The sequence below is a fragment of the Caballeronia sp. A2-2 genome, from assembly GCF_057612605.2.
In genome coordinates, this window is record NZ_CM172587.1 from 3,369,008 (window position 1) to 3,388,715 (window position 19,708).

The 19,708-nt window shown below is 63.9% G+C and carries 20 protein-coding genes; 9 read left to right on the forward strand and 11 right to left on the reverse strand.

The window, feature by feature from the left end:
- Window positions 1-15: 15 nt before the first annotated feature.
- From ACZCWR_RS15930 to mpl, 10 genes are all read right to left on the reverse strand, one after another.
- The gene (locus tag ACZCWR_RS15930) at window positions 16-1,023 is read right to left on the reverse strand and encodes an arabinose ABC transporter substrate-binding protein (RefSeq protein WP_487301684.1); all 1,008 of its coding nucleotides are present in this window, start codon (window positions 1,021-1,023) and stop codon (window positions 16-18) included.
- 127 nt (window positions 1,024-1,150) lie between these two features.
- Window positions 1,151-1,930, reverse strand: a complete 780-nt coding sequence (locus tag ACZCWR_RS15935) for an SDR family oxidoreductase (protein ID WP_487301685.1) — start codon at window positions 1,928-1,930, stop codon at window positions 1,151-1,153.
- The gene (locus ACZCWR_RS15940; RefSeq protein ID WP_487301686.1) at window positions 1,927-2,604 is read right to left on the reverse strand and encodes a 2-dehydro-3-deoxy-6-phosphogalactonate aldolase; all 678 of its coding nucleotides are present in this window, start codon (window positions 2,602-2,604) and stop codon (window positions 1,927-1,929) included. The genes ACZCWR_RS15935 and ACZCWR_RS15940 overlap by 4 nt, the downstream gene beginning before the upstream one ends.
- A 16-nt stretch (window positions 2,605-2,620) precedes the next feature.
- Window positions 2,621-3,586, reverse strand: coding sequence for a 2-dehydro-3-deoxygalactonokinase (locus tag ACZCWR_RS15945; RefSeq protein WP_487301687.1), 966 nt, complete (start codon window positions 3,584-3,586; stop codon window positions 2,621-2,623).
- Window positions 3,583-4,548 carry an IclR family transcriptional regulator gene (locus tag ACZCWR_RS15950; protein WP_487301688.1) on the reverse strand — a complete coding sequence of 322 codons (966 nt, stop codon included), beginning with the start codon at window positions 4,546-4,548 and terminating at the stop codon, window positions 3,583-3,585. The genes ACZCWR_RS15945 and ACZCWR_RS15950 overlap by 4 nt, the downstream gene beginning before the upstream one ends.
- 385 nt (window positions 4,549-4,933) lie before the next feature.
- Window positions 4,934-5,695, reverse strand: coding sequence for a monofunctional biosynthetic peptidoglycan transglycosylase (gene mtgA, locus ACZCWR_RS15955; protein ID WP_487301689.1), 762 nt, complete (start codon window positions 5,693-5,695; stop codon window positions 4,934-4,936).
- Complete coding sequence (aroE, locus tag ACZCWR_RS15960) at window positions 5,695-6,549, reverse strand: shikimate dehydrogenase (protein WP_487301690.1); 855 nt, start codon at window positions 6,547-6,549, stop codon at window positions 5,695-5,697. The genes mtgA and aroE overlap by 1 nt, the downstream gene beginning before the upstream one ends.
- Window positions 6,546-8,606, reverse strand: a complete 2,061-nt coding sequence (locus tag ACZCWR_RS15965) for a ribonuclease catalytic domain-containing protein (protein WP_487301691.1) — start codon at window positions 8,604-8,606, stop codon at window positions 6,546-6,548. The genes aroE and ACZCWR_RS15965 overlap by 4 nt, the downstream gene beginning before the upstream one ends.
- Window positions 8,607-8,688: 82 nt before the next feature.
- Window positions 8,689-9,288 (reverse strand): YqiA/YcfP family alpha/beta fold hydrolase, encoded by a 600-nt coding sequence (locus tag ACZCWR_RS15970; protein ID WP_487301692.1) that lies wholly within the window; start codon window positions 9,286-9,288, stop codon window positions 8,689-8,691.
- Window positions 9,285-10,700: a UDP-N-acetylmuramate:L-alanyl-gamma-D-glutamyl-meso-diaminopimelate ligase gene (gene mpl / locus ACZCWR_RS15975; protein WP_487301693.1), complete on the reverse strand. Its 1,416-nt coding sequence runs from the start codon at window positions 10,698-10,700 to the stop codon at window positions 9,285-9,287. The genes ACZCWR_RS15970 and mpl overlap by 4 nt, the downstream gene beginning before the upstream one ends.
- A gap of 195 nt (window positions 10,701-10,895) precedes the next feature.
- Between mpl and ACZCWR_RS15980 the strand changes: the two genes are divergently transcribed.
- The 9 genes from ACZCWR_RS15980 (at window position 10,896) to ACZCWR_RS16020 (ending at window position 18,797) form a co-directional block, all read left to right on the forward strand.
- Window positions 10,896-11,543 (forward strand): UDP-N-acetylmuramate--alanine ligase, encoded by a 648-nt coding sequence (locus tag ACZCWR_RS15980; RefSeq protein ID WP_487301694.1) that lies wholly within the window; start codon window positions 10,896-10,898, stop codon window positions 11,541-11,543.
- A 24-nt stretch (window positions 11,544-11,567) separates the two neighbouring features.
- Entirely contained in the window at window positions 11,568-12,107 is a 540-nt protein-coding gene (locus ACZCWR_RS15985) for a TlpA family protein disulfide reductase (protein ID WP_487301695.1), read from the forward strand.
- A gap of 342 nt (window positions 12,108-12,449) precedes the next feature.
- Window positions 12,450-12,923: an acetyl-CoA carboxylase biotin carboxyl carrier protein gene (gene accB / locus ACZCWR_RS15990; RefSeq protein WP_487301696.1), complete on the forward strand. Its 474-nt coding sequence runs from the start codon at window positions 12,450-12,452 to the stop codon at window positions 12,921-12,923.
- 160 nt (window positions 12,924-13,083) lie between these two features.
- Window positions 13,084-14,460 (forward strand): acetyl-CoA carboxylase biotin carboxylase subunit, encoded by a 1,377-nt coding sequence (gene accC / locus ACZCWR_RS15995; protein ID WP_487301697.1) that lies wholly within the window; start codon window positions 13,084-13,086, stop codon window positions 14,458-14,460.
- Window positions 14,461-14,477: 17 nt separating this feature from the next.
- Window positions 14,478-15,380 (forward strand): 50S ribosomal protein L11 methyltransferase, encoded by a 903-nt coding sequence (prmA, locus tag ACZCWR_RS16000; RefSeq protein WP_487301698.1) that lies wholly within the window; start codon window positions 14,478-14,480, stop codon window positions 15,378-15,380.
- 47 nt (window positions 15,381-15,427) lie between these two features.
- A complete protein-coding gene (locus tag ACZCWR_RS16005; protein ID WP_487301699.1) occupies window positions 15,428-16,678 on the forward strand; it encodes a zinc-ribbon and DUF3426 domain-containing protein in 1,251 nt (416 codons plus the stop codon).
- 121 nt (window positions 16,679-16,799) lie between these two features.
- Window positions 16,800-17,300, forward strand: a complete 501-nt coding sequence (gene tpx, locus ACZCWR_RS16010) for a thiol peroxidase (RefSeq protein ID WP_487301700.1) — start codon at window positions 16,800-16,802, stop codon at window positions 17,298-17,300.
- 60 nt (window positions 17,301-17,360) lie between these two features.
- On the forward strand, window positions 17,361-18,299 hold the full coding sequence (locus tag ACZCWR_RS16015; RefSeq protein WP_487301701.1) for a carbohydrate kinase family protein: 939 nt from the start codon (window positions 17,361-17,363) through the stop codon (window positions 18,297-18,299).
- Between the two features lie 18 nt (window positions 18,300-18,317).
- Entirely contained in the window at window positions 18,318-18,797 is a 480-nt protein-coding gene (locus ACZCWR_RS16020) for an outer membrane lipoprotein (protein WP_487301702.1), read from the forward strand.
- Window positions 18,798-19,028: 231 nt separating this feature from the next.
- Here the strand turns inward: ACZCWR_RS16020 and ACZCWR_RS16025 are convergent, their stop codons facing one another.
- Window positions 19,029-19,688, reverse strand: coding sequence for a histone H1-like DNA-binding protein (locus ACZCWR_RS16025; RefSeq protein WP_487301703.1), 660 nt, complete (start codon window positions 19,686-19,688; stop codon window positions 19,029-19,031).
- Window positions 19,689-19,708: the final 20 nt, after the last annotated feature.

Sequence of the window (19,708 nt, forward strand, 5' to 3'; positions counted from 1 at the left end):
CTGAACATCACACGTTTAGTTCGACGCCAGACCCATCTGCTGACGCACCGACGCCACGTTTTCACGCGTGGCGAGCATGCCGGTCGTGAGCGTGAGCATCGGCGGCTCCTTGCCGTCCTTGATCCACGCGTACATCAGATCGGACGTTTCTTCGCCGTGACGCTTCGGGCTGATGATGACGGTGCCGTAGAAGCCCGTCGGGTTCGGCTTCTTGAACTCGTTGATCGCCGAGTCCGATCCGCCAATGCCGATACCGATCATGTTGTCCGCCTTGAAGCCGCGCCCTTCCGCCGCGCGCACCGCGCCGAGCACGCCTTCGTCGTTCAGCGCGTAGGCCACCCAGTGCTTGTATTGCGGGTTCTTCGTCAGCGCGATGTTCGCGGCATTGAACGCGTTCTCGGTGTCGGTCTTGGCCTGCGGCGCCATCACGATGTTCGACTTCGGAAAGCCCGCGGCCACGAGCGCATCCGTCGCGCCGCTGGTGCGGTCATGCGCGGTCGGCAACTGCTCGTAGGTCACGTCGATCGCGCCGACATCCTTCATGTCCCAGCCGCGCTTCTTGATTTCGGCGGCGATGCCATCGCCCACTTGCTTGCCGATGTTGTAAGCCGAAATGCCCATGTGCGGCACGGATTCGATCGGCTTGCCGGAACCGTCGACGAGGCGGTCATCGACCGTCATCATCTTGAGCTTGTCGGCCTTCGCCTTCGCGACGATGCCCGGCCCGAGCTTCACATCCGGCGTGCAGATGATGAAGCCCTGCGCCTTCTGCGCGGCGAGGTTATCGATCGCGCTCATGACCTTTTCGCCGGACGGCGCGCCGATCTTCACCAGCGTGAAACCCTTTTCCTTGGCGGCGGTTTCCGCGAACTTCCACTCGTCCTGGAACCACGGTTCTTCCGGCTGCTTCACGAGGAAGCCGATCTTCACGTCGTCGGCGGCCTGCGCGACGGGCGCGGCGATCATGCTGGCGCTCGTGGCCGTGGCGGCGGCGATCAGGGTAAGGAACAGTCTGCGTTTCATCTTTTGTCTCCCGACTTTTTCCGTTGTCTCAAAGATGCCCGCGTGCGGGCGCTACAAGGTGTGTGGCCGCGTTTATTAGTCGTGATGCCGCACCGCGGCCAGTGCGTCATTTCTCATGTTTCGCGTGTCAGTCGTGATACAGCGCGCTACGCCCGCCATCCACGGTGATGCAACTCGCATTGATGAACGGCGCTTCGTCCGATGCGAGGAACACCGCCGTCATCGCCACTTCCTGCGGCTGGCCGATTCGCTTCATCGGCTGAAGATCGAGCGTGGCCTGACGCGCCGCCTGCGGGTCGCTTTGCGTGTTCCACCAGTCATGCGTCAATTGCGTTTCGATGTAACCCGGCGCGATGGCATTCACGCGCACGTTGTTCGGCGCGTACTCGATGCCCAGCGCGCGCGTCAGTCCGATCACGCCGTGCTTGGCCACCGGATACGGAAAGCAGCCCGGAATGATCTTGAAGGAATGCGTCGAAGCGATATTCACGATGCAGCCGCGCTCGCGTTCCACCATGCCCGGCAGCGCGGCACGGCAACCGTTCCACACGCCGTCGAGATCGACCGCGAAGCAGCGCTTCCAGTCGTCGTCGGTCATGGTGAGCGGATCGCAGAACACGTTGATGCCCGCGTTGTTCACCAGCACGTCCAGCGGGCCGAAGCGCGCTTCGGTTTCCTGCACGGCGTCCTTCACCGATGCGCTTTGCGTCACGTCCGTCTTCACCGCGAAGACGCGCTCCGTTCCCGCCTCGGACGCGATGCGCGCCGCCGTCGCCTGCGCGATTTCGATGTCGAGTTCCGCCAGCGCCACGGCCGCGCCTTCGCGCGCGAACGCCAGCGCGATGGACGCGCCAATGCCGCGCCCTGCGCCCGTCACCATCGCGACTTTGCCGGCGAGCCGGTTCATCGCATGTCACCTTTTGCGATGGCCAGTCCGTCGATGAACGCCTTCGCGTGACGCGCGGTCGTCTCGACATCCTGACCCGGCTTGTAGAGCGCCGAACCGAGCCCGAAGCCGTTCGCGCCCGCCGTCAGAAACGGCCCCATGTTGTCCGGCGCGATGCCGCCGACCGGCACGAGCGGCACTTCCTTCGCGATCACCGCGCGCCACGCCTTGACGACGACCGGATCGAGCTGCTCGGCGGGGAACATCTTCAGCACGTCCGCGCCGTGCTTGAGCGCGGTGAACGCTTCGGTCGGCGTGGCGACGCCCGGCGCGCATGCAAGGCCGAGCGTTTTCGCCGCGCGGATCACGTCGCTGTCGCTGTGCGGCATCACGATCAGTTCGCCGCCCGCGCTCTTGACGCTCTCGACGTAACTCGGATGCAGCACCGTTCCCGCACCGACGATCGCATCGGCGGGCAATGCCTGACGGATCGCCGCGATGCTGTCGAACGGCTGCGGCGAATTCAGCGGCACTTCGATGATGCGAAAGCCCGCCTCATACAGCGCACGGCCATGTTCGGCCGCATGCGCCGGTTCGATGCCACGCAGAATCGCGACCAGCGGACACGCCGCGAACGCTTTGGACAAACCGCCGTGCATGCCGTAGGGCGCGGGCAGATTGATGGGAGGCTGCATCTTTTTGCTCCTTCCTTTAGGCCGCGCGCACGGACGCGTTCGCGAGTCCGGCCTGCACGGCAATCCGGTGAAGGCCGCGCTCGGTGGCGTGCGCGACCGTGGGCGCATCGTGACAACCGAAGCGCGCGAGTGCGGCGCGATAACGGTCGCACAGCGCATCGTTGCCGATCAGGCGCAGCGTGCGTCCGGCCAGCGTCGAACCATCGAGCGCCAGCACTTCGTTCAGGCCGCGCAGTTCGTGGCCGATCAACAGGCCCGAGAGATAGTCCGGCTGCTGTTCCGGCGTGAGTTGTCCGGTGAGGCCGAGCGTGCGCGTCGTGAAAATCGTGGCGAGCATGCCGGGATGACCCGAATCGCGCGCGGTGTCCACGCCGCGCTCGAAAGCGGCGGCATCGGACGATGCATTCGGCTGCATCGTGCGGCCAAGAATGGTGTGATCGCGCAGCGCGCCGAAGGTCTCGCCCGTCATGAAGGTGTAGAAACGTTCGATGCGCCCTTCTTCCACGAACGCCCATTTGGCGTGCGTGCCTGGCAGACCGATCAACGCGCCGCCCGGTGCGCCGAGCGATGCATCGTTGGCGAGCGCGCCGAAGATCTGCGTTTCCTCGCCGCGCATCACATTGGGCAGCTTGCCGCGCTCCAGCACGCCCGGCACCACATGCACCGTGACGCCACGCGCTGTCTTCACCGTGACGATGCCTGCGACCAATGCATCCGCATCGGCGGGCGCTTCGACGTAGGGCGCTTCCACCCAACCCTGCGCGCTGCCGACCATGCCCGCCGCGATGACGGGTAGTTGCGTGTGCGAATCGAGCCACGCGCCGCACGTTTCTTCGAACGCCTGATCGAAGCCGCCCGCAGGCAGCTTCATGATGCCCGCCGACGAAGCGCGCGTGTCGAGCGCCGCGCCGTTCGCATCGAGCAGATACGCGCGCAGCGACGTCGTGCCCCAGTCCAGCGCGATCAATGCGGGTGCGCTCATCGTTTGATCCTGCGGGATGCCTGCGGGGCGCGCCAGCCGAGTTCTTCCGAGATCGCGCGAGCTTCGCGTTGAATCACCGGAATCAGTTCTTCCATGCGTTCGTGCGGCATGTAGGGAATCGTGCTCGCGACCGACAACGCGGCGACGATCGCGCCGGACGCATCGCGCACGGGCGCGGCCACGCAGCGGATCGACGCTTCGTTTTCTTCGAGATCGAAGGTGAAGCCGCCATGCGAATAGCGCGTCATGCGTTGCAGGAATGTGTCGATGTCGGGCCGCGTCTCCGGCTTGAAGCTCTTCTTTTCCAACGCCTTCAGCGACACTTCGAGCAGCCGCTTCCACGTGCCTGCTTCGAGGTCGAGCATCATCGCCTTGCCGATTCCCGTCGATGCCAGCGGCATGCGATGCCCCACGCGCGAGCGCATCTCCAGCCCGCGCGTGCCGGGAATCTTGTCGATATAGAGCACGTCGTCGCCATCGCGCACGCCGAGGTGAATGGTGTCCTGCGTGTGATCGGCCAGCGCTTGCAAATGCGGACGCGCGACCGCCGTAAGCGGCATCTGTTCCAGCGCGATGGTGCCGAGTTCGATCAGCTTCGGCCCGAGCAGATAGCCGCCCTGCACTTGCCGAAGATAGCGCGCCTGCACCAGCGAACTCACGAGCCGATGCGTCGTGCTGCGCGTGGTGCCGAGCGCCGCGCCGAACGAGCGCAGATCGCGCGCGCCGTTCGCGGCGGCTTCGAGAATCGCGAGGCCGCGCAGCAGCGTTTGCGTGCCGGCTTGCTGCGGCGTGATATCGACCAATGCGCTCGGCAATGCGATGGCATCCGGATCGCGGCTGGCGTTGGCGTTGCCATTGCCGTGATGCACGCGGCTCGACGCCGGATGATGGTCGTGGCGCACTTCATCGCTTTCGTGCGTGTCGTGGGCGTCGTGTGTTTCGAAAGAAGTGTTCTGGGTCATGGCGCTCGTTCCTCGATGGACTGGCCCGTGTCAGGCACGGTGCGATGCGCGGCCTGCATGGCGCGACGAATGGAGCGCGACGGCATCCTGTGCGGCGAAAATTTCGCGCGATGCGACCCGCGAGCGCGGACGAGCGATCGTATGCATGACGTGTCTCCGAAAGTTTTTTTGTCTGACGTTCCGCGTTTGCCTCTCGATGCTTCCGGCAGCGATTCGCGGACGTCTTTTGCCTATGGGCGGATTGTAGGACGGCCTATCTCAAAAATTCAATATGTGATCGCTCGGTTCACATAATGGGAGCGAAGCTGACAGCCGAAAGCTCGTCAAAAACAAAAAAGCCCTGACGAATCAGGGCTTTACGGTGTTTATCAAGCGTAGCTAAATTTCATTGCGGCAGCGCCGCCGCGCCCATTCTTCGCGCGATCACGCCCGCTCGTTGAGAAAGATACGGAGCATTCCGATGGTCGTCGAAGTACTTCGGTCTCGGCAACATGACCGCCAGCCGCGCGCTTTGCCACGGCGTGAGTTTGGCCGCCGTCGTCTTGTAGTAATACTGCGCGGCGGCTTCCGCGCCATACACGCCGTTGCCCCACTCCACCGAGTTCAGATAGATCTCGAAGATGCGTTCCTTGTCCATCCAGAATTCGAGCATGGCGGTGATGACCAGCTCCTGCGCCTTGCGCACATAGCTTTTCTCGCGCGACAAAAACAGGTTGCGCGCAAGCTGCTGCGTGATGGTCGAACCGCCGAACGCGAGCTTGCCGCGCGCCTTGTTCTTTTCCCACGCCTGCAGAATGGCGTCGGTTTCGAAGCCGTTATTGGTGACGAAGTTCGCATCCTCGGACGCGATGATCGCGCGCTTCAAATTGCGCGAAATCTGGTCGTAGGGCACCCACGTCCGTTGCAGCGTGATACCGGGATGCGACTTCGCGAGTGTCCACGCATCGGCGCGCATGAAGGCGGTTTCGCCGGGGTTTGTCGTCGTCCAGATGCCGATCTGCACGAAAAAATAGAGCTGCGTCGCGAGTGCGGCGATGAAGAACACGGACACGCCGTAGAGCATCCAGCGCGCCGGGCCGAGCCGCACGGCCTTGCGTCCACGCGGCGCATCCGATGAATGGCGGCCGCCGATTGGCGCGGTCGTCATCAGGTTCGGGCGTGGGCAGCCAACACGCCGCGCAATTCGCGCAGCACCGCGCCGCCGTCCGGACGCACGCCGCGCCAGATGAAGAACGATTCGGCGGCCTGTTCGACCAGCATGCCGAGACCGTCCGCGACATCCGCGCCGAGCGCTTTCGCGTGTTGCATGAAGACGGTGGGCTTGGCGCTGTACATCATGTCGTAGGCGAGCGTGCCGGGACCGAACGCCCGGTCGTCGCAGTCGGGCAAGGCGGCGTCGAGGCTGCCTGCGGTTGCGTTGACGATGACATCGTATTGGCCTGCATCGATGTCGCTCGCCGCGCCGCCTGCGAAACGCACGCCTGCGTCGTGCGCGCTTTGGGCGAACTGATCGATCAACTGCTGCGCCTTCGAAGCCGTGCGATTCACGATAGCCAGCGCCGACGGTTTGCGGTCGAACATCGGCAGGACGACGCCGCGCGCCGCGCCGCCCGCGCCCAGCAGCAGAATGCGCGCGCCTTGCAGACTCACGCCGAGATTCGCTTCGATATCGCGCACGAGGCCGACGCCGTCGGTGTTGTCGCCGCGCACGCCGTCTGCATCGAACGAAAGCGTATTCACCGCGCCCGCTGCCGCCGCGCGCGGGGAAAGCGTCGTGGCGAACGCGTGAGCGTCGAGCTTGAATGGCACGGTCACGTTCATGCCGCGCCCGCCTGCATCGACGAACTGCTTCACGACTTCATCGAACCCGCCGAGCGGACCGAGAATGCGGCCGTATTCGATCGGCTCGCCGGTTTGCTCGGCAAACTTCGCGTGGATCCACGGCGACTTGCTGTGTTCGATCGGATTGCCGATCACCGCGTATTGATCGCGCGCGCTCATGGCGTCGGCTCCGTGGAGGGTTGCGCGTCGCCGGTCGATTCAGAAGGCGGTTCGGCGGATGCTTCCGCCTGCGCTTCCGCTTCGCTTTCGGCCGAGAGATCCTCGGCATCGACGATCTCTTCTTCCGGTTCTTCCTCTTCGACGGGCGCGCTGGCGGAAGGCGCATCGATCACATGCAGCAAACGGCACGATGCCTCGACCGTCAGTTCATCGATGGACGCGACTTCGAGCATCACCCGCGTGCCGCGTTGATGCACGCCCAATCCCGGCACATGCAACACGAGCGGAATCTCTTCCAGCCGCACGAGATCGTCCTTGATGACCGACGCAGGCACTTGCCGCTTGCCTTCCTGCTTGAGCCAACGCAGACACCAGAAATACTCCATGCGCCGCTGATGATCGGCGTAGGCGGTGTACGTATCGTCGAAACCCTGCACCACGGCGAACAGGTCCGCGTCCTTCGGCTTGAACGGCGCGGCGAGCTTGGCCGTCACGCCATGCTGCACGCACGCGAGCAACTGCCATTGATTGACCAGATCGACATAACGCCGCAGCGGCGACGTGCTCCACGCGTACTGCGCAACGCCCAGCCCTTCGTGCGGCGCGGGCGTGGTCTGCATGCGCGTGCGCTTCGGTCCCGGTCCGCCGAAACCGCGCTGCGAACGATAGATGCCCGGCACGCCGTGATCGTTCAGGAACGCGCCCCACGACGAATTCGCGAGAATCGCCAGTTCCGCGACGATCAGATCCAGCGGCGAACCGCGCCGGCGCGGCGTGATGGTGATGTGCTCGCCTTCGACGTAGAAGTTGAAGTCGTTGTTGCGCTGGACCTCGCGCCGAAGCCCGTAAGTCGCGCGCGCCTGCTGACGCTTTTCGAACAGCGCCTGCGCGAGCGGCCACAGCACCGCAATGTCTTCCTTGTGCGGATACTCGCCCGTTCCCGCTGCCAACGTTTCCTCGGTGACGTGCTCATCGAGATGGTTGTGACGCAGGTTGTTCTTCACGAACACGCGTTCGGCGCGCGTTTCCGTCGCGACGATCTCCTGCGTTTCCCGATTCACGATGATGTACAGCGACAACGCCGGACGCAGCCCGCCTTCCGCGAGCGTGAACGCCTCGACCACGTTGTCCGGCATCATGGTGATCTTGTCGCCGGGCATGTAGACGGTGGACAAGCGCCCGCGCGCAATCGCATCGATACCATCGCCCCGCGCGATGCCCAGCGCCGGCGCGGCAATGTGGATGCCCACGCGCACGCGGCCATCCGCGAGATGCTCGACGGAGAAGGCGTCGTCGATTTCGGTTGTGGTTACATCGTCGATGGAGAACGCTTCGACGTTGGCTTCCGGCAATTCCTCGGGCAAGGGCGCAGGCTGCACCGACGGAAAACCGATGCCATGCGGGAAGAACTCCGACAAGAACCGCGCTTCATGCAACTGCCGCGCCGACGCAATCCCGCCGCATTCGAGCATGAGCCGAGCCTGCGAAATACCGCGCGCGGCGGCAGCGGCTTCGAGCGCCTTGTATTCGATCGTGTTCTTGTCCGGCTTCGTGAGCAAGCCGATGGCCTTGCCCTTGAGCGCTTCCGGCAGCTTGCCCGCCTTCAGTTCTTCTTCGTAGCCCTGCTGCACGAGCGCCTGCTGACGCTTGCGTTCGAGCGATGCAAGCGCCATCTGCAACTGTTCCTGCGGCGCGCGCTGATATTGCCCACGCCCCTTGCGGCGGAAATACACGGGCGATCCATGCATGCGCAACACGAGCGCCGCGCGTTCGGTTGGGCCGAACTTGTCGCCGAAGTAATCCGCGCCGAGCGTCGCGAACGGGAACTCCTCCTCGGGCGCGCATTCCCACAGAAAATCGAGATCGATTTCCTGCGCGATGGCGTCGGCTTCCTGCATCAGTTCGCCTGCTGCGGGCTTGTCGAATTCGATCAGCACATCTTTCGCGCGCACCTTCGCGCGGCGGCCGCCCGGCAATTCGACCTGAAACGCATCGCCTTGTTTGGACAGCACCGATCCGGCCTTGAAACTACCCGATTCCTCGAAGAAAACGTTCACTCAATACTCTCGTAAGACGGTTACCGGCGGCATCGACGACGCCGGCGAAAGAATGCGATTCAGACGATGCTTGTTTCTCGGATCACGCGGCTGCAGGCGTGACCGCGGGCGGCGGTTCGCGGCCGCAGAACGCGAGCACATCGTCCAGATAATCCGCAAAGTCGCTGATGGCGTGATCGCCGCCCTGAATCAGCGTCGTGCGCGCGCCGGGGTAATGAGCGAGCATCGCGCGGTAGTCCAGCACTTCGTCGCCGGTCGCGGCGATCAGGAAATAGCGCTCGGGACGCGTGATGGTATCGACCGCGAGCGCGCGCAGTTCATCCAGATGACGCGGCAACACGGTGATGCTGCCGCCGCCATGCCACAACGGCTGTTCGCCAAGATACGCGCTGAGGTCTCTTTGCGGCACGACCGCCGGGTTGAGCAGCACCGCGCGCCAGCCGTGTTTCTCGGCGAGATGCGTGGCGTAAAAGCCGCCGAGCGAACTGCCGACCACCGTCACCTGATCCACCCGCTTGCCTTGCGCCAGCGATTCCGCCAGTTCGATCGCCTCGCGCGGCGAGACCGGCAACACCGGACACTGCCATTCGCCCAGCCTTCCAAGTTCGGCGAGGCGCGCACGCATGACGCGCGCCTTGAACGATTGAGGCGATGAGCGAAAGCCGTGCAGGTAGAGAATCACGTCGTTCCTTTTTGGGTGGCCGCGACGGGCCGTGCGGACAGTGCATCGAGCAGCTTTTGATGGACGCCGCCGAAGCCGCCGTTGCTCATCACGAGCACGTGGTCGCCGGGACGCGCGGCGGCGACGACCGCCTTCACCAGCGGATCGATTTCGTTGAAGGCGTGCGCTTTTTCGCCGAGCGGCGCGAGTGCTTCGGCCAGATCCCAGCCGAGCTTGTCGCGGCCTTCGCGCGCGCCGTAGCCGAAGACGAGATCGGCATCGGCGAGGCTCGCGGGAAGCTGCGCTTTCATGGTGCCGAGCTTCATCGTGTTGGAGCGCGGTTCGAGCACTGCGAGGATGCGCGTGTGCGCGCCATCGCCGATGCGCGTGCGCAAACCCGCGACCGTGGTTTCGATCGCGGTCGGATGATGCGCGAAGTCATCGTAGACGGTGACGCCATCGACGCTGCCCTTCACTTCCATGCGCCGCTTGACGTTGCGAAAGCTCGCCAGCGACTTGACCGACTGCGCCGTCGGCACGCCGACCGAACGCGCCGCCGCGATGGCCGCGAGCGCGTTCATGCGGTTGTGCTCGCCCTGCACGAGCCAGTCCACCACGCCCTGGCGCTCGCCTTCCCAATACACGGCGAATTGCTCATCGACGGTCGCGCCTTCAGTTGCGGGCAACGCCTGCCAGCCGCCTTCCACGCCGAAGCGTTCGACGCCCGACCAGCAGCCGCGCGTCAGCACACGTTCCAGCGCCGCCTCGCGCCCGTTCGTCACAATGCGCCCGATGCCCGGCACCGTGCGCACGAGATGATGGAATTGCGTTTCGATGGCAGCGAGATCCGGGAAGATATCCGCATGATCGAATTCGAGATTGTTGAGCAACGCCGTGCGCGGACGGTAATGCACGAACTTCGAACGCTTGTCGAAGAACGCGGTGTCGTACTCGTCGGCTTCGATCACGAAGAAGCTCGAGTCCGTCAGCCGCGCCGAGATGCCGAAATTGAGCGGCACGCCGCCGATTAGAAAGCCGGGGTTCATGCCCGCATCTTCGAGCAGCCACGCAAGCATGGAACTGGTCGTGGTCTTGCCGTGCGTGCCCGCGACCGCGAGCACCCATTTGCCGTTCAGAACGTGCTCGCCGAGCCATTGCGGACCGGAGGTATAAGGCAGCCCGCGATTCAGAATTTCTTCCATGAGCGGATTGCCGCGCGTGACCACGTTGCCGATCACGAAGAGATCGGGCTCCAGCGCGAGTTGCTCCGCGCCGTAACCCTCGATCAGTTCGATGCCCTGCGCTTCGAGCTGCGTGCTCATCGGCGGATAGACGCCGGCATCGCAACCGGTGACCTTGTGGCCTGCTTCGCGCGCCAGGACGGCCAGACCGCCCATGAACGTGCCGCAGATGCCGAGGATATGGATGTGCATAAAGCGTGTCGCGCCGCGCAGGCGTCAGAGAGGCGGAAAACAGGAAACGGCGCCGTTCGCGCGAACTCGTGCGCGGGGCGCCTGAAGCGTCATATTGTAACCGAGCGCGGAGGCTCGCTTACGCTGCGTCAGGCTCGCGAGCCGCACGGCGGAAGGCGTCCCGGCCCTTTTGGCTCAATCTAGTATCATTCCGAGATGGTTCGCAAAACACATTTCGATCCGTTGCGCGTGCGCGAGGAAATCGCCATCGCGGCAGCGAGGATGATCGCCGAGGACGGACTCGACTACGCCACGGCCAAGCGCAAGGCTGCGCGGCAGGTGGTCGGCGAGTCGAAAATCGGCGGCGAATTCCTGCCCGATAACGATCAGATCGAACACGAAATCCGCACGTATCAGGCGATTTTTCAGGGCGACAGCCAGCCGGCGGTCTTGCGCCGCATGCGCGAACACGCGCTCGACTGGATGGAGCGGCTGGCCGAGTTCGATCCGTATCTCACCGGCGCGGTGCTCAACGGCACGGCGGGCGAGCATTCGGACATCCATCTGCAATGCTTTTGCGATAACCCGAAGGAAGTCGCCATTTACTTGCTGAACGCGAATATCCAGTACGACGTGTCCGAGACGCGGCACTTCGCCGGACGCGGATATGTGGAGACGCTGAGCTTTTTGCATCGCGTGCGCGGCGAGGAGCCGGTCGGCGTGCATATCGCGCTGTATGTAACCGATGACCTGCGCGGCGCCGTGCGCGCCGATGGCCGCGGACGCCTCGCGCGCGGGAACGCCGCCGCGGTGCGCGCGCTGGTCGATCATCCCGATGCCCCGCCGCTCGACATCGGCGGCTGATTCTCTCTCTGTATTTAGACGCTCATGAAAACCACACGCATCCTGGCGGCTCTCGTGGTCGCGATCGCCGCGACGGCGGGCGGCTTCTATGCGGGCCATCTCTTCACCGGCACGGATTCGGTTGCCGCGACCTCCACCAGCGGCAACGCGGTCGCGCAGCTTTGGAACACGTCCGCACCGGGCGCGGATGGCACGTCGCAGAAGCTCGACTCGTTCAAGGGCAAGCCGGTCGTCGTCAACTTCTGGGCGTCGTGGTGCGGACCGTGCGTGAAGGAGATGCCCGAGTTGTCCGCCATGCAGCGCGAGTATGAGAAGAAAGGCATCACGTTCATCGGATTGGGTGTGGACAGTGAAAAGAACGTCAACGATTTCCTGAAGAAAGTGCCCGTTGCCTATCCCGTTTACGTCACCGGCTTCGGCGGCGCGGATCTCGCGCGCAGTTTCGGCAATAACGCGGGCGGGCTACCGTTTACCGTCGTTATCGATGCAAAAGGCGTCGTTCGTTCGACAAAACTCGGCGAAGTGAACGCAACCGAACTGCGAAAGACGCTCGACGCCCTGTAAAAATTCGCGACGCCTGTCGTTTCGCTTACCGTCAATAGGCAGCGAAATAACGCAGCTTTGGCGAAACTTGCATGAACTTCGCCCTATTCCTGCTCTCCATGCGGTAAATTGTCGTGCCGCGTCCCGCGTGGCTGCCGAGTAAAACTAGACAAAATTCTCTAAATGGCGCTAAAGTGCGCCGAATTCCGCACAACCCGAAGCGACCATGACCTTTGAATCCGCGCCGCAAGGCAACGTTGGGCCGAACAGGACGCGCGAGCTTCCGGTTGGGCCGTCAGAACGCATAAGCCAAAGTCAAACGCCGGGCAGCCCGGTCTCCAAGCATTGAAAGGGGAACTCTCGATGGACCTTCGTAAACTGAAAACGCTGATCGACCTCGTCTCGGAATCCGGCATCTCGGAACTCGAAGTGACGGAAGGCGAAGGCAAGGTTCGCATCGTCAAGAATGCGGCGCCGGTCTACATGTCGGCACCGCAGCAGTACGCGCCGCAAATGCAGGCGCCCGCAGCACCCGGCTTCGCGCCTGCCGGCGATGCCGCAGCCGCACCGGCTGCCGCCGCGCCCGCCGCCGCCGTGCAAGGCCATGTCGTGACCTCGCCGATGGTCGGCTCGTTCTATCGCGCGCCGTCGCCGGGCGCGGACCCGTTCGTTCAGGTCGGCGACACGGTCAAGGAAGGCCAGACGCTTTGCATCATCGAAGCGATGAAGCTGTTGAACGAAATCGAAGCGGACAAGTCCGGCGTCGTGAAGGAAATCCTCGTCGACAACGGTCAGGCGGTCGAGTACGGCCAGCCGCTTTTCGTGATCGGCGACTGAGGCGCTCAGGCCGTGCGCCGGATGCCCACGCACTGGCATCGCCCGGCTGCCACGCTTCGGCGCGCACCGGTTCGCCTGCTCCACGCCCGAACCCCGCGCGCCGCCGATCCGATTCCCGAGGGCCGCCCGCGCGCGCCCGTTGATGAGCCGACCCAAAGCCATGTTTGAAAAAATTCTCATTGCGAACCGCGGCGAAATCGCGCTTCGCATTCAGCGCGCCTGCCGCGAGCTGGGCGTCAAGACCGTCGTCGTGTATTCCGAGGCGGACAAGGAAGCGAAGTATGTGAAGCTGGCCGACGAAGCCGTTTGCATCGGTCCCGCGCCTTCGAATCTCTCGTATCTGAACATGCCGGCGCTCATCAGCGCCGCCGAAGTCACCGACGCCGAAGCCATCCATCCCGGCTACGGCTTTCTCTCCGAGAACGCGGACTTCGCCGAGCGCGTCGAGCAATCGGGCTTCACCTTCATCGGTCCGCGTCCCGAAACCATCCGCATGATGGGCGACAAGGTCACCGCCAAGCAGACCATGATCAAGACCGGCGTGCCGTGCGTGCCGGGCTCGGAAGGCGCGTTGCCGGACGATCCGAAGGAGATCGTGCGAATTGCGCGCGTGGTCGGGTATCCGGTCATCATCAAGGCGGCGGGCGGCGGTGGCGGACGCGGCATGCGCGTGGTGCACACGGAAGCGGCGCTCGTCAACGCGGTGAACATGACCCGCGAGGAAGCGGGCCGCGCGTTTGGCAATCCGCAGGTGTACATGGAGAAATTCCTCGAACATCCGCGTCACATCGAAATTCAGGTGTTGTCGGACTCGTTTCGCAATGCCGTGTGGCTCGGCGAGCGCGATTGCTCCATGCAGCGCCGCCATCAGAAGGTGATCGAGGAAGCGCCCGCGCCGCACATTCCGCGTCGGCTGATCGAGCGCATTGGCGACCGCTGCGCCGATGCCTGCAAGAAAATGGGCTATCTCGGCGCGGGCACGTTCGAATTCCTGTATGAGGACAACGAGTTCTACTTCATCGAGATGAACACGCGCGTGCAGGTGGAGCATCCGGTGACGGAACTCATCACGGGCGTGGATATCGTGCAGGAGCAGATTCGCATCGCGGCGGGCGAGAAGCTCTCGTTCCGCCAGAAGGATATCCAGTTCCGCGGACATGCCATCGAATGCCGTATCAACGCGGAAGATGCCTTCAAGTTCACGCCGTCGCCGGGGCGCATCACGTCGTGGCACGCGCCGGGCGGTCCCGGTATTCGCGTGGATTCGCATGCTTACGCCAACTACTTCGTCCCGCCGAATTACGATTCGATGATCGGCAAGCTGATCGCGTACGGTGCGACGCGCGAGCAGGCCATTAACCGCATGCGCATCGCGCTGTCGGAAATGGTCGTGGAAGGGATTCAGACCAACATCCCGCTACATCGTGAGCTGATGATCGACGCGAAGTTCGTCGAAGGCGGCACGAGCATTCATTACCTCGAAAACAAACTGGCCGCGCGTCAGGCCGCCGTGGCCGAAGAAACGCAGGCGCGCTGAGGCTTAACGAGTCGAACATGAGTTACCGGGAACTGATCGCCGAACTGGACCGCGAGCACGCGGAAGCGCTGTCGGATGCGCTGTTGGAAGTCGGCGCGCTGTCGGTGTCCGTCGAGGATGCCGATGCCGACACGCCCGACGAGCAACCGCTTTTCGGCGAGCCCGGTCTCGTGCCGGACAAGAGCGCGTGGAATCGCTCGCGCGTGGTGGCGTTGCTGGCCGAGGACGCCGATCCCGCCGTGCTGCTGACCGCCGCCGCGAATGAAATCGGTCTGGACGCAGCGCCCGTGTTTTCGGTGCGCACGGTCGAAGAGCAGGATTGGGTGCGGCTCACGCAGTCGCAGTTCGATCCGATTTCCATCGGCGAGCGCATTTGGGTGGTGCCGTCGTGGCACGACGCACCGGACCCGAATGCGCTCGTGCTCGAACTCGATCCGGGTCTGGCGTTCGGCACCGGCAGCCATCCGACCACGCGTCTGTGCATGGAATGGCTCGAACAATCGGTGAAGCCGGGCGAGTCCTTGCTCGATTACGGATGCGGCTCCGGCATCCTCGCGATTCTTGCGAAGAAGTGCGGCGCGCAGCCGGTCGTCGGTATCGATATCGATCCGCAGGCGGTGGAATCGGCGCGTCACAACAGCGAGCGCAATCACGCCGATGTCACGTACGGCTTGCCCGACGATTGTCCTGCGGGCGAGTTCGATATCGTGGTCGCCAATATCCTCTCGAATCCGCTCAAACTCATGGCGTCGATGCTTGCCTCGAAGGTGAGACCGGGCGGCAAAATCGCGCTTTCGGGCGTGCTTGCGCGTCAGGCGGAGGACGTCGCCGGAGCTTATTCGAAGTGGATCGATATCGGCGTCTGGCGCGAGCACGAAGGCTGGGTTTGCCTTGCGGGAACACGGCGCGAAAGCCTTTAGAATAGCGCCATCCTTCACGATTCGGCCGCGAGGCCACTGGCACTCCCATGGCGCTGGCAACCCGCTGCCCACACTGCGAAACCGTATTCAAGCTGGACCCGCATCTGCTCGCGCCCCACGACGGCCGCGTGCGCTGCGGTCATTGCCAGGAAGTGTTCGACGCCGCGCATCACCGCTTCGAGATGCCGGAGGAACATGCCTCGCATCACGAGACGCAGCACGCGGCGATCATCGACGATGATGTCGCGGTTGGGCCGACTTCGGTTTCTGCGCCTGAACCTACTCCTGCTCCTGCTCCTGCTCCTGCTCCTGCTCCTGCTCCTGTACCGCCAGTCATACGTCCGCGCGTCGCTGCGCCGCGCACGCTGGATGTCGGTGCGTCGCTGGCCGGAAGACCGGCGAAGCCTTCGGTGCTTCCGCCGAAGATGGCCCGGCCATCGCCCACTCCCACGCCGGACGACGACGAGCGCACCGTGTACGCACCGCGCGAGCCATCGCCGCCTGTAACAGACCGCGCTCAATTCGTGCGCGTGAATGCGCCGCCGCCCGAAGCGGTGAACCGCACGCCCGAACCGCCCTTTCGCGCCACGGAACCCAACGCCGGAAGCGATCGCGCGGAGCCGTTCATCGGTCCGACGCGCAACGATGCAAACGTCCCGCCCGTACGTCCAGTTCCCGCTCCGCCGCCCACGCCCGACTGGCGCGACGACTCGGAACCCGCCTTCGGCGCACGAACAGCCAGCGCGAACGAAGCCTTTCCCGTCATGCGCGAGCCGCTCGAACCACGTGAAGCGCAGCCGCAGGCATCGATCACGAAACGCCGTGGATGGCGCATCGCGGGCATCGTGTTCGCCGTGCTGCTCGTGCTGATGCTGATCGCGCAGATCGCGTGGTGGGAGCGCGAAACGGTGATGGTCACGATCCCCGGCACGCACACGATCTACGCCGAAGTCTGCGACGAACTCGGCTGCACCATCACGCCGCCGCGCGATATCGACGGTTTGCAGATCGAAAGTTCCGGACTGCGTCAGGTGGACGGACCACACAAGCTCGAACTGAAACTCTCGCTGCGCAACCGCATGGACGTGGCGCTCGCGTGGCCCGCGCTCGAACTCACGCTGCTCGACGACAAGAACAACGTCGCGACGCGCCGCGTGCTGTGGCCGCAGGATTATGCGCGACCGGGTACGATATTCGCCATCGGCCTGCCGCCGCAGAGCGCGCAGCCGGTCGTCATCCGGCTCGATACCGGCGATGCAGTCGCCGCGAATTACCGGGTTCAGGTGTTTTATCCTTGATCGTCGATCATTGCGCGCGCCTGAGCGCGACACCTGTTCCGCACTTCGCGCGCCCGCACGGCTACAAGAGCGCGGCGCGCGCCCATCCTGTCAGCATCTGACACATTCTTCGGAGCGCAACATGAGTCAAGTCACCCTCGGCGGCAATCCCATCGAACTCGGCGGCACGTTCGTGGGCAACGGTCAGCAGGCACCGGATTTCACGCTCGTCGGCGCGGATCTGGGCGATCTCAAGCTGGACAGTTTCGCGGGCAAGCGCAAGGTGCTGAACATCGTGCCGAGTCTCGACACGCCGACCTGCGCCACCTCCACGCGCAAGTTCAACGAAGCCGCCGCCAAGCTGAACAACACGGTGGTCGTGGTCGTGTCCGGCGATCTGCCGTTCGCGGCGAAGCGTTTCTGCACGACGGAAGGTATCGAAAACGTGGTGACGGCATCGACGTTTCGCGGACACGAGTTCGCGCAGTCGTATGGCGTGGACGTGACGAGCGGCCCGCTCAAGGGGCTGACGGCGCGCGCGGTCGTCGTGCTCGATGAAAACAACAAGGTGCTGCACGCGGAACTGGTGCCGGAAATCAAGAACGAGCCGAACTACGATGCGGCCTTGGCTGCGCTGAAGTAAGCGATCTATCAACGCGCGGCGCTCCCTCGCCGCGCCTCTCAATTTCTAAGGACGTTTGCCTTGGCTACGCTTATCTGCGGCTCGCTTGCCTACGACAACATCATGACCTTCCAGGGCCGCTTCGGCGACCACATCCTGCCGGATCAGGTGCACATGCTGAACATCAGCTTCCTGGTGCCGACGATGCGCCGCAACTTCGGCGGCTGCGCGGGGAACATCGCGTATGCGCTGAAGCTGCTCGGCGGCGAACCGAAGATCATGGCGACGCTGGGCGCGGCGGATGCGCAGTTGTACATCGACCGGCTCGACACGCTCGGGCTGTCGAAGGATTACGTGCGCGTGCTGCCGGACCAGCACTCGGCGCAATGCTTCATCACGACCGATCTCGCGAACAATCAGATCACCGCCTTCCACCCCGGCGCGATGATGGAGTCGCACCTGAACCGCGCGGACGAAGCGCGCGGCATCACGCTTGGCATCGTGGCGCCGGACGGCGCGCAGGGCATGCGCGAACACGCCGAAGGGCTCGCGAAGGCGGGCGTGCCGTTCGTCTTCGATCCGGGTCAGGGATTGCCCATCCTTGAAGGTGTCGAACTTTGTCGCATGATTGAACTCGCCACCTACGTCGCGGTCAACGATTACGAAGCCAAGTTGTTGAGCAACAAGACCGGATGGTCGATCGAAGACATCAAGAGCCGGGTCGATGCGCTCATCGTCACGCGCGGCGAACACGGCGCGCAGATCTATCATGAAGGCGGTGTGGAGGAAGTCCCGGTGGTTCAGGCGCAGCAAGTGGTCGATCCCACCGGCTGCGGCGACGCCTTTCGTGGCGGCTTGTTATACGGCATCGAAAACAAACTTGGCTGGGAAAAGACGGGGCGTCTCGCGAGCCTGATGGGTGCGCTTAAAATCGAACATCAGGGTCCGCAAACCTACGCGCCGACGCGCGCCGACATTGAACAGCGTTACCAGCAGGCTTTCGGAAGCAGCCTGTCATGATTGATCTGGAGTAATAGTATGAAAACGGTAAGTCGCATCGTGCTGGCGGCAGCACTCATCGGCTCGGTAGCCATGACAGGCTGCGCGTACAACAGCAGTTCGCCCGACGTCTACACGGCGTCGCAGGCTCAGCGTGAAGAAACGGTGCGCATGGCGACCGTCGAAAGCGTGCGCGGCGTGAAGATCAGCTCGAACAACGGTCAGCCGACCGGGCTCGGCGCGATCGGCGGCGGCGCGCTGGGCGGTGTCGCGGCGGCGAGCGCCATCGGCGGCGGCAACGGGTCGATCATCGCGGGGATCATCGGCGGGTTGGCGGGCGCGGTCGCGGGCAACGCGGTCGAGAACAACGTCTCGACCAAGAACGGCCTGGAAATCACCGTGCGTCTGGACAATGGCGACATGCGCGCAATTACGCAGACGTCGAATGGCGAAGTGTTTCAGGCGGGCGAGCGGGTGCGTCTGCTGTCGAGCGGTGGCGTGACGCGCGTCACGCACTGACAACGGCTCATCGTTCAGAACAAAGCGCATGTCTCGAAAGAGGCATGCGCTTTTTCTTTGCCTGTTCGCCATGACTAACGAGACGTACGAACTAAAAACTTCGTTCGCCCAACGAAAAACCCGTCGCCGGGTTACCCCGACGACGGGTGTGGCCGGGTAGGCCTACCCGGTCTGAAGGCACATCGACGTGTGCCGTGGTCCTGCGTACTGCTTCCGATACACCCTGCCCGCTTACGGACGGCTGCCCGTCGGGAACGGCCAGGCTGCGGCCGGGTTCAACGCCGTCTTGACCGCTGCGGCCGGAGCCGGAGCAGGCGCCGATACGGTCGTTGCCGTCGTTGCAGGAGCGGCAGCCGCAGTCTTCTTCGCGGCAGCAGCTTTCTTGGCCGGGGCTTTCTTGGCCGGGGCCTTTTTTGCAGCGGGTGCAGGGGCAGCAGCGGGAGCAGGCGCGGCAGCGGCGGCGCTTTTGGCAGGCGCCTTCTTCGCAGCAGCCTTCTTCGCAGGGGCCTTCTTCGCGGCCGCCTTTTTCGCAGGCGCCTTCTTTGCCGCGGCCTTCTTCGCCGCCGCCTTTTTCGCGGGGGCCTTTTTCGCTGCGGCCTTCTTCGCAGCGGCCTTTTTAGCAGGCGCCTTCTTGGCTGCAACCTTCTTGGTTGCGACCTTCTTCGCCGCTACTTTCTTCGCTGCGGCTTTCTTCGCCGGCGCCTTCTTCGCTGCTACCTTCTTGGCTGCGACCTTCTTTGCAGCGACCTTCTTCGTCGCTACTTTCTTCGCCGCGACCTTCTTCACCGCAACCTTCTTCGCTGCGACCTTCTTGGCCGGAGCGGCTTTCTTCGCGGTGACCTTCTTCGCTGCAGCCTTCTTGGCTGCGGGTTTCTTCTTGGCAACTGCCATGGTTTTTCTCCTTCAGGTTT

Bases quoted from the DNA above. Each gene is read 5' to 3' on its own strand.
- ACZCWR_RS15930 (WP_487301684.1), bottom strand. From the start codon at position 1,023: ATGAAACGCAGACTGTTCCTTACCCTGATCGCCGCCGCCACGGCCACG.
- ACZCWR_RS15935 (WP_487301685.1), bottom strand. From the start codon at position 1,930: ATGAACCGGCTCGCCGGCAAAGTCGCGATGGTGACGGGCGCAGGGCGC.
- ACZCWR_RS15940 (WP_487301686.1), bottom strand. From the start codon at position 2,604: ATGCAGCCTCCCATCAATCTGCCCGCGCCCTACGGCATGCACGGCGGT.
- ACZCWR_RS15945 (WP_487301687.1), bottom strand. From the start codon at position 3,586: ATGAGCGCACCCGCATTGATCGCGCTGGACTGGGGCACGACGTCGCTG.
- ACZCWR_RS15950 (WP_487301688.1), bottom strand. From the start codon at position 4,548: ATGACCCAGAACACTTCTTTCGAAACACACGACGCCCACGACACGCAC.
- mtgA (WP_487301689.1), bottom strand. From the start codon at position 5,695: ATGACGACCGCGCCAATCGGCGGCCGCCATTCATCGGATGCGCCGCGT.
- aroE (WP_487301690.1), bottom strand. From the start codon at position 6,549: ATGAGCGCGCGCGATCAATACGCGGTGATCGGCAATCCGATCGAACAC.
- mpl (WP_487301693.1), bottom strand. From the start codon at position 10,700: ATGCACATCCATATCCTCGGCATCTGCGGCACGTTCATGGGCGGTCTG.
- ACZCWR_RS15980 (WP_487301694.1), top strand. From the start codon at position 10,896: ATGGTTCGCAAAACACATTTCGATCCGTTGCGCGTGCGCGAGGAAATC.
- ACZCWR_RS15985 (WP_487301695.1), top strand. From the start codon at position 11,568: ATGAAAACCACACGCATCCTGGCGGCTCTCGTGGTCGCGATCGCCGCG.
- accB (WP_487301696.1), top strand. From the start codon at position 12,450: ATGGACCTTCGTAAACTGAAAACGCTGATCGACCTCGTCTCGGAATCC.
- accC (WP_487301697.1), top strand. From the start codon at position 13,084: ATGTTTGAAAAAATTCTCATTGCGAACCGCGGCGAAATCGCGCTTCGC.
- prmA (WP_487301698.1), top strand. From the start codon at position 14,478: ATGAGTTACCGGGAACTGATCGCCGAACTGGACCGCGAGCACGCGGAA.
- ACZCWR_RS16005 (WP_487301699.1), top strand. From the start codon at position 15,428: ATGGCGCTGGCAACCCGCTGCCCACACTGCGAAACCGTATTCAAGCTG.
- tpx (WP_487301700.1), top strand. From the start codon at position 16,800: ATGAGTCAAGTCACCCTCGGCGGCAATCCCATCGAACTCGGCGGCACG.
- ACZCWR_RS16020 (WP_487301702.1), top strand. From the start codon at position 18,318: ATGAAAACGGTAAGTCGCATCGTGCTGGCGGCAGCACTCATCGGCTCG.
- ACZCWR_RS16025 (WP_487301703.1), bottom strand. From the start codon at position 19,688: ATGGCAGTTGCCAAGAAGAAACCCGCAGCCAAGAAGGCTGCAGCGAAG.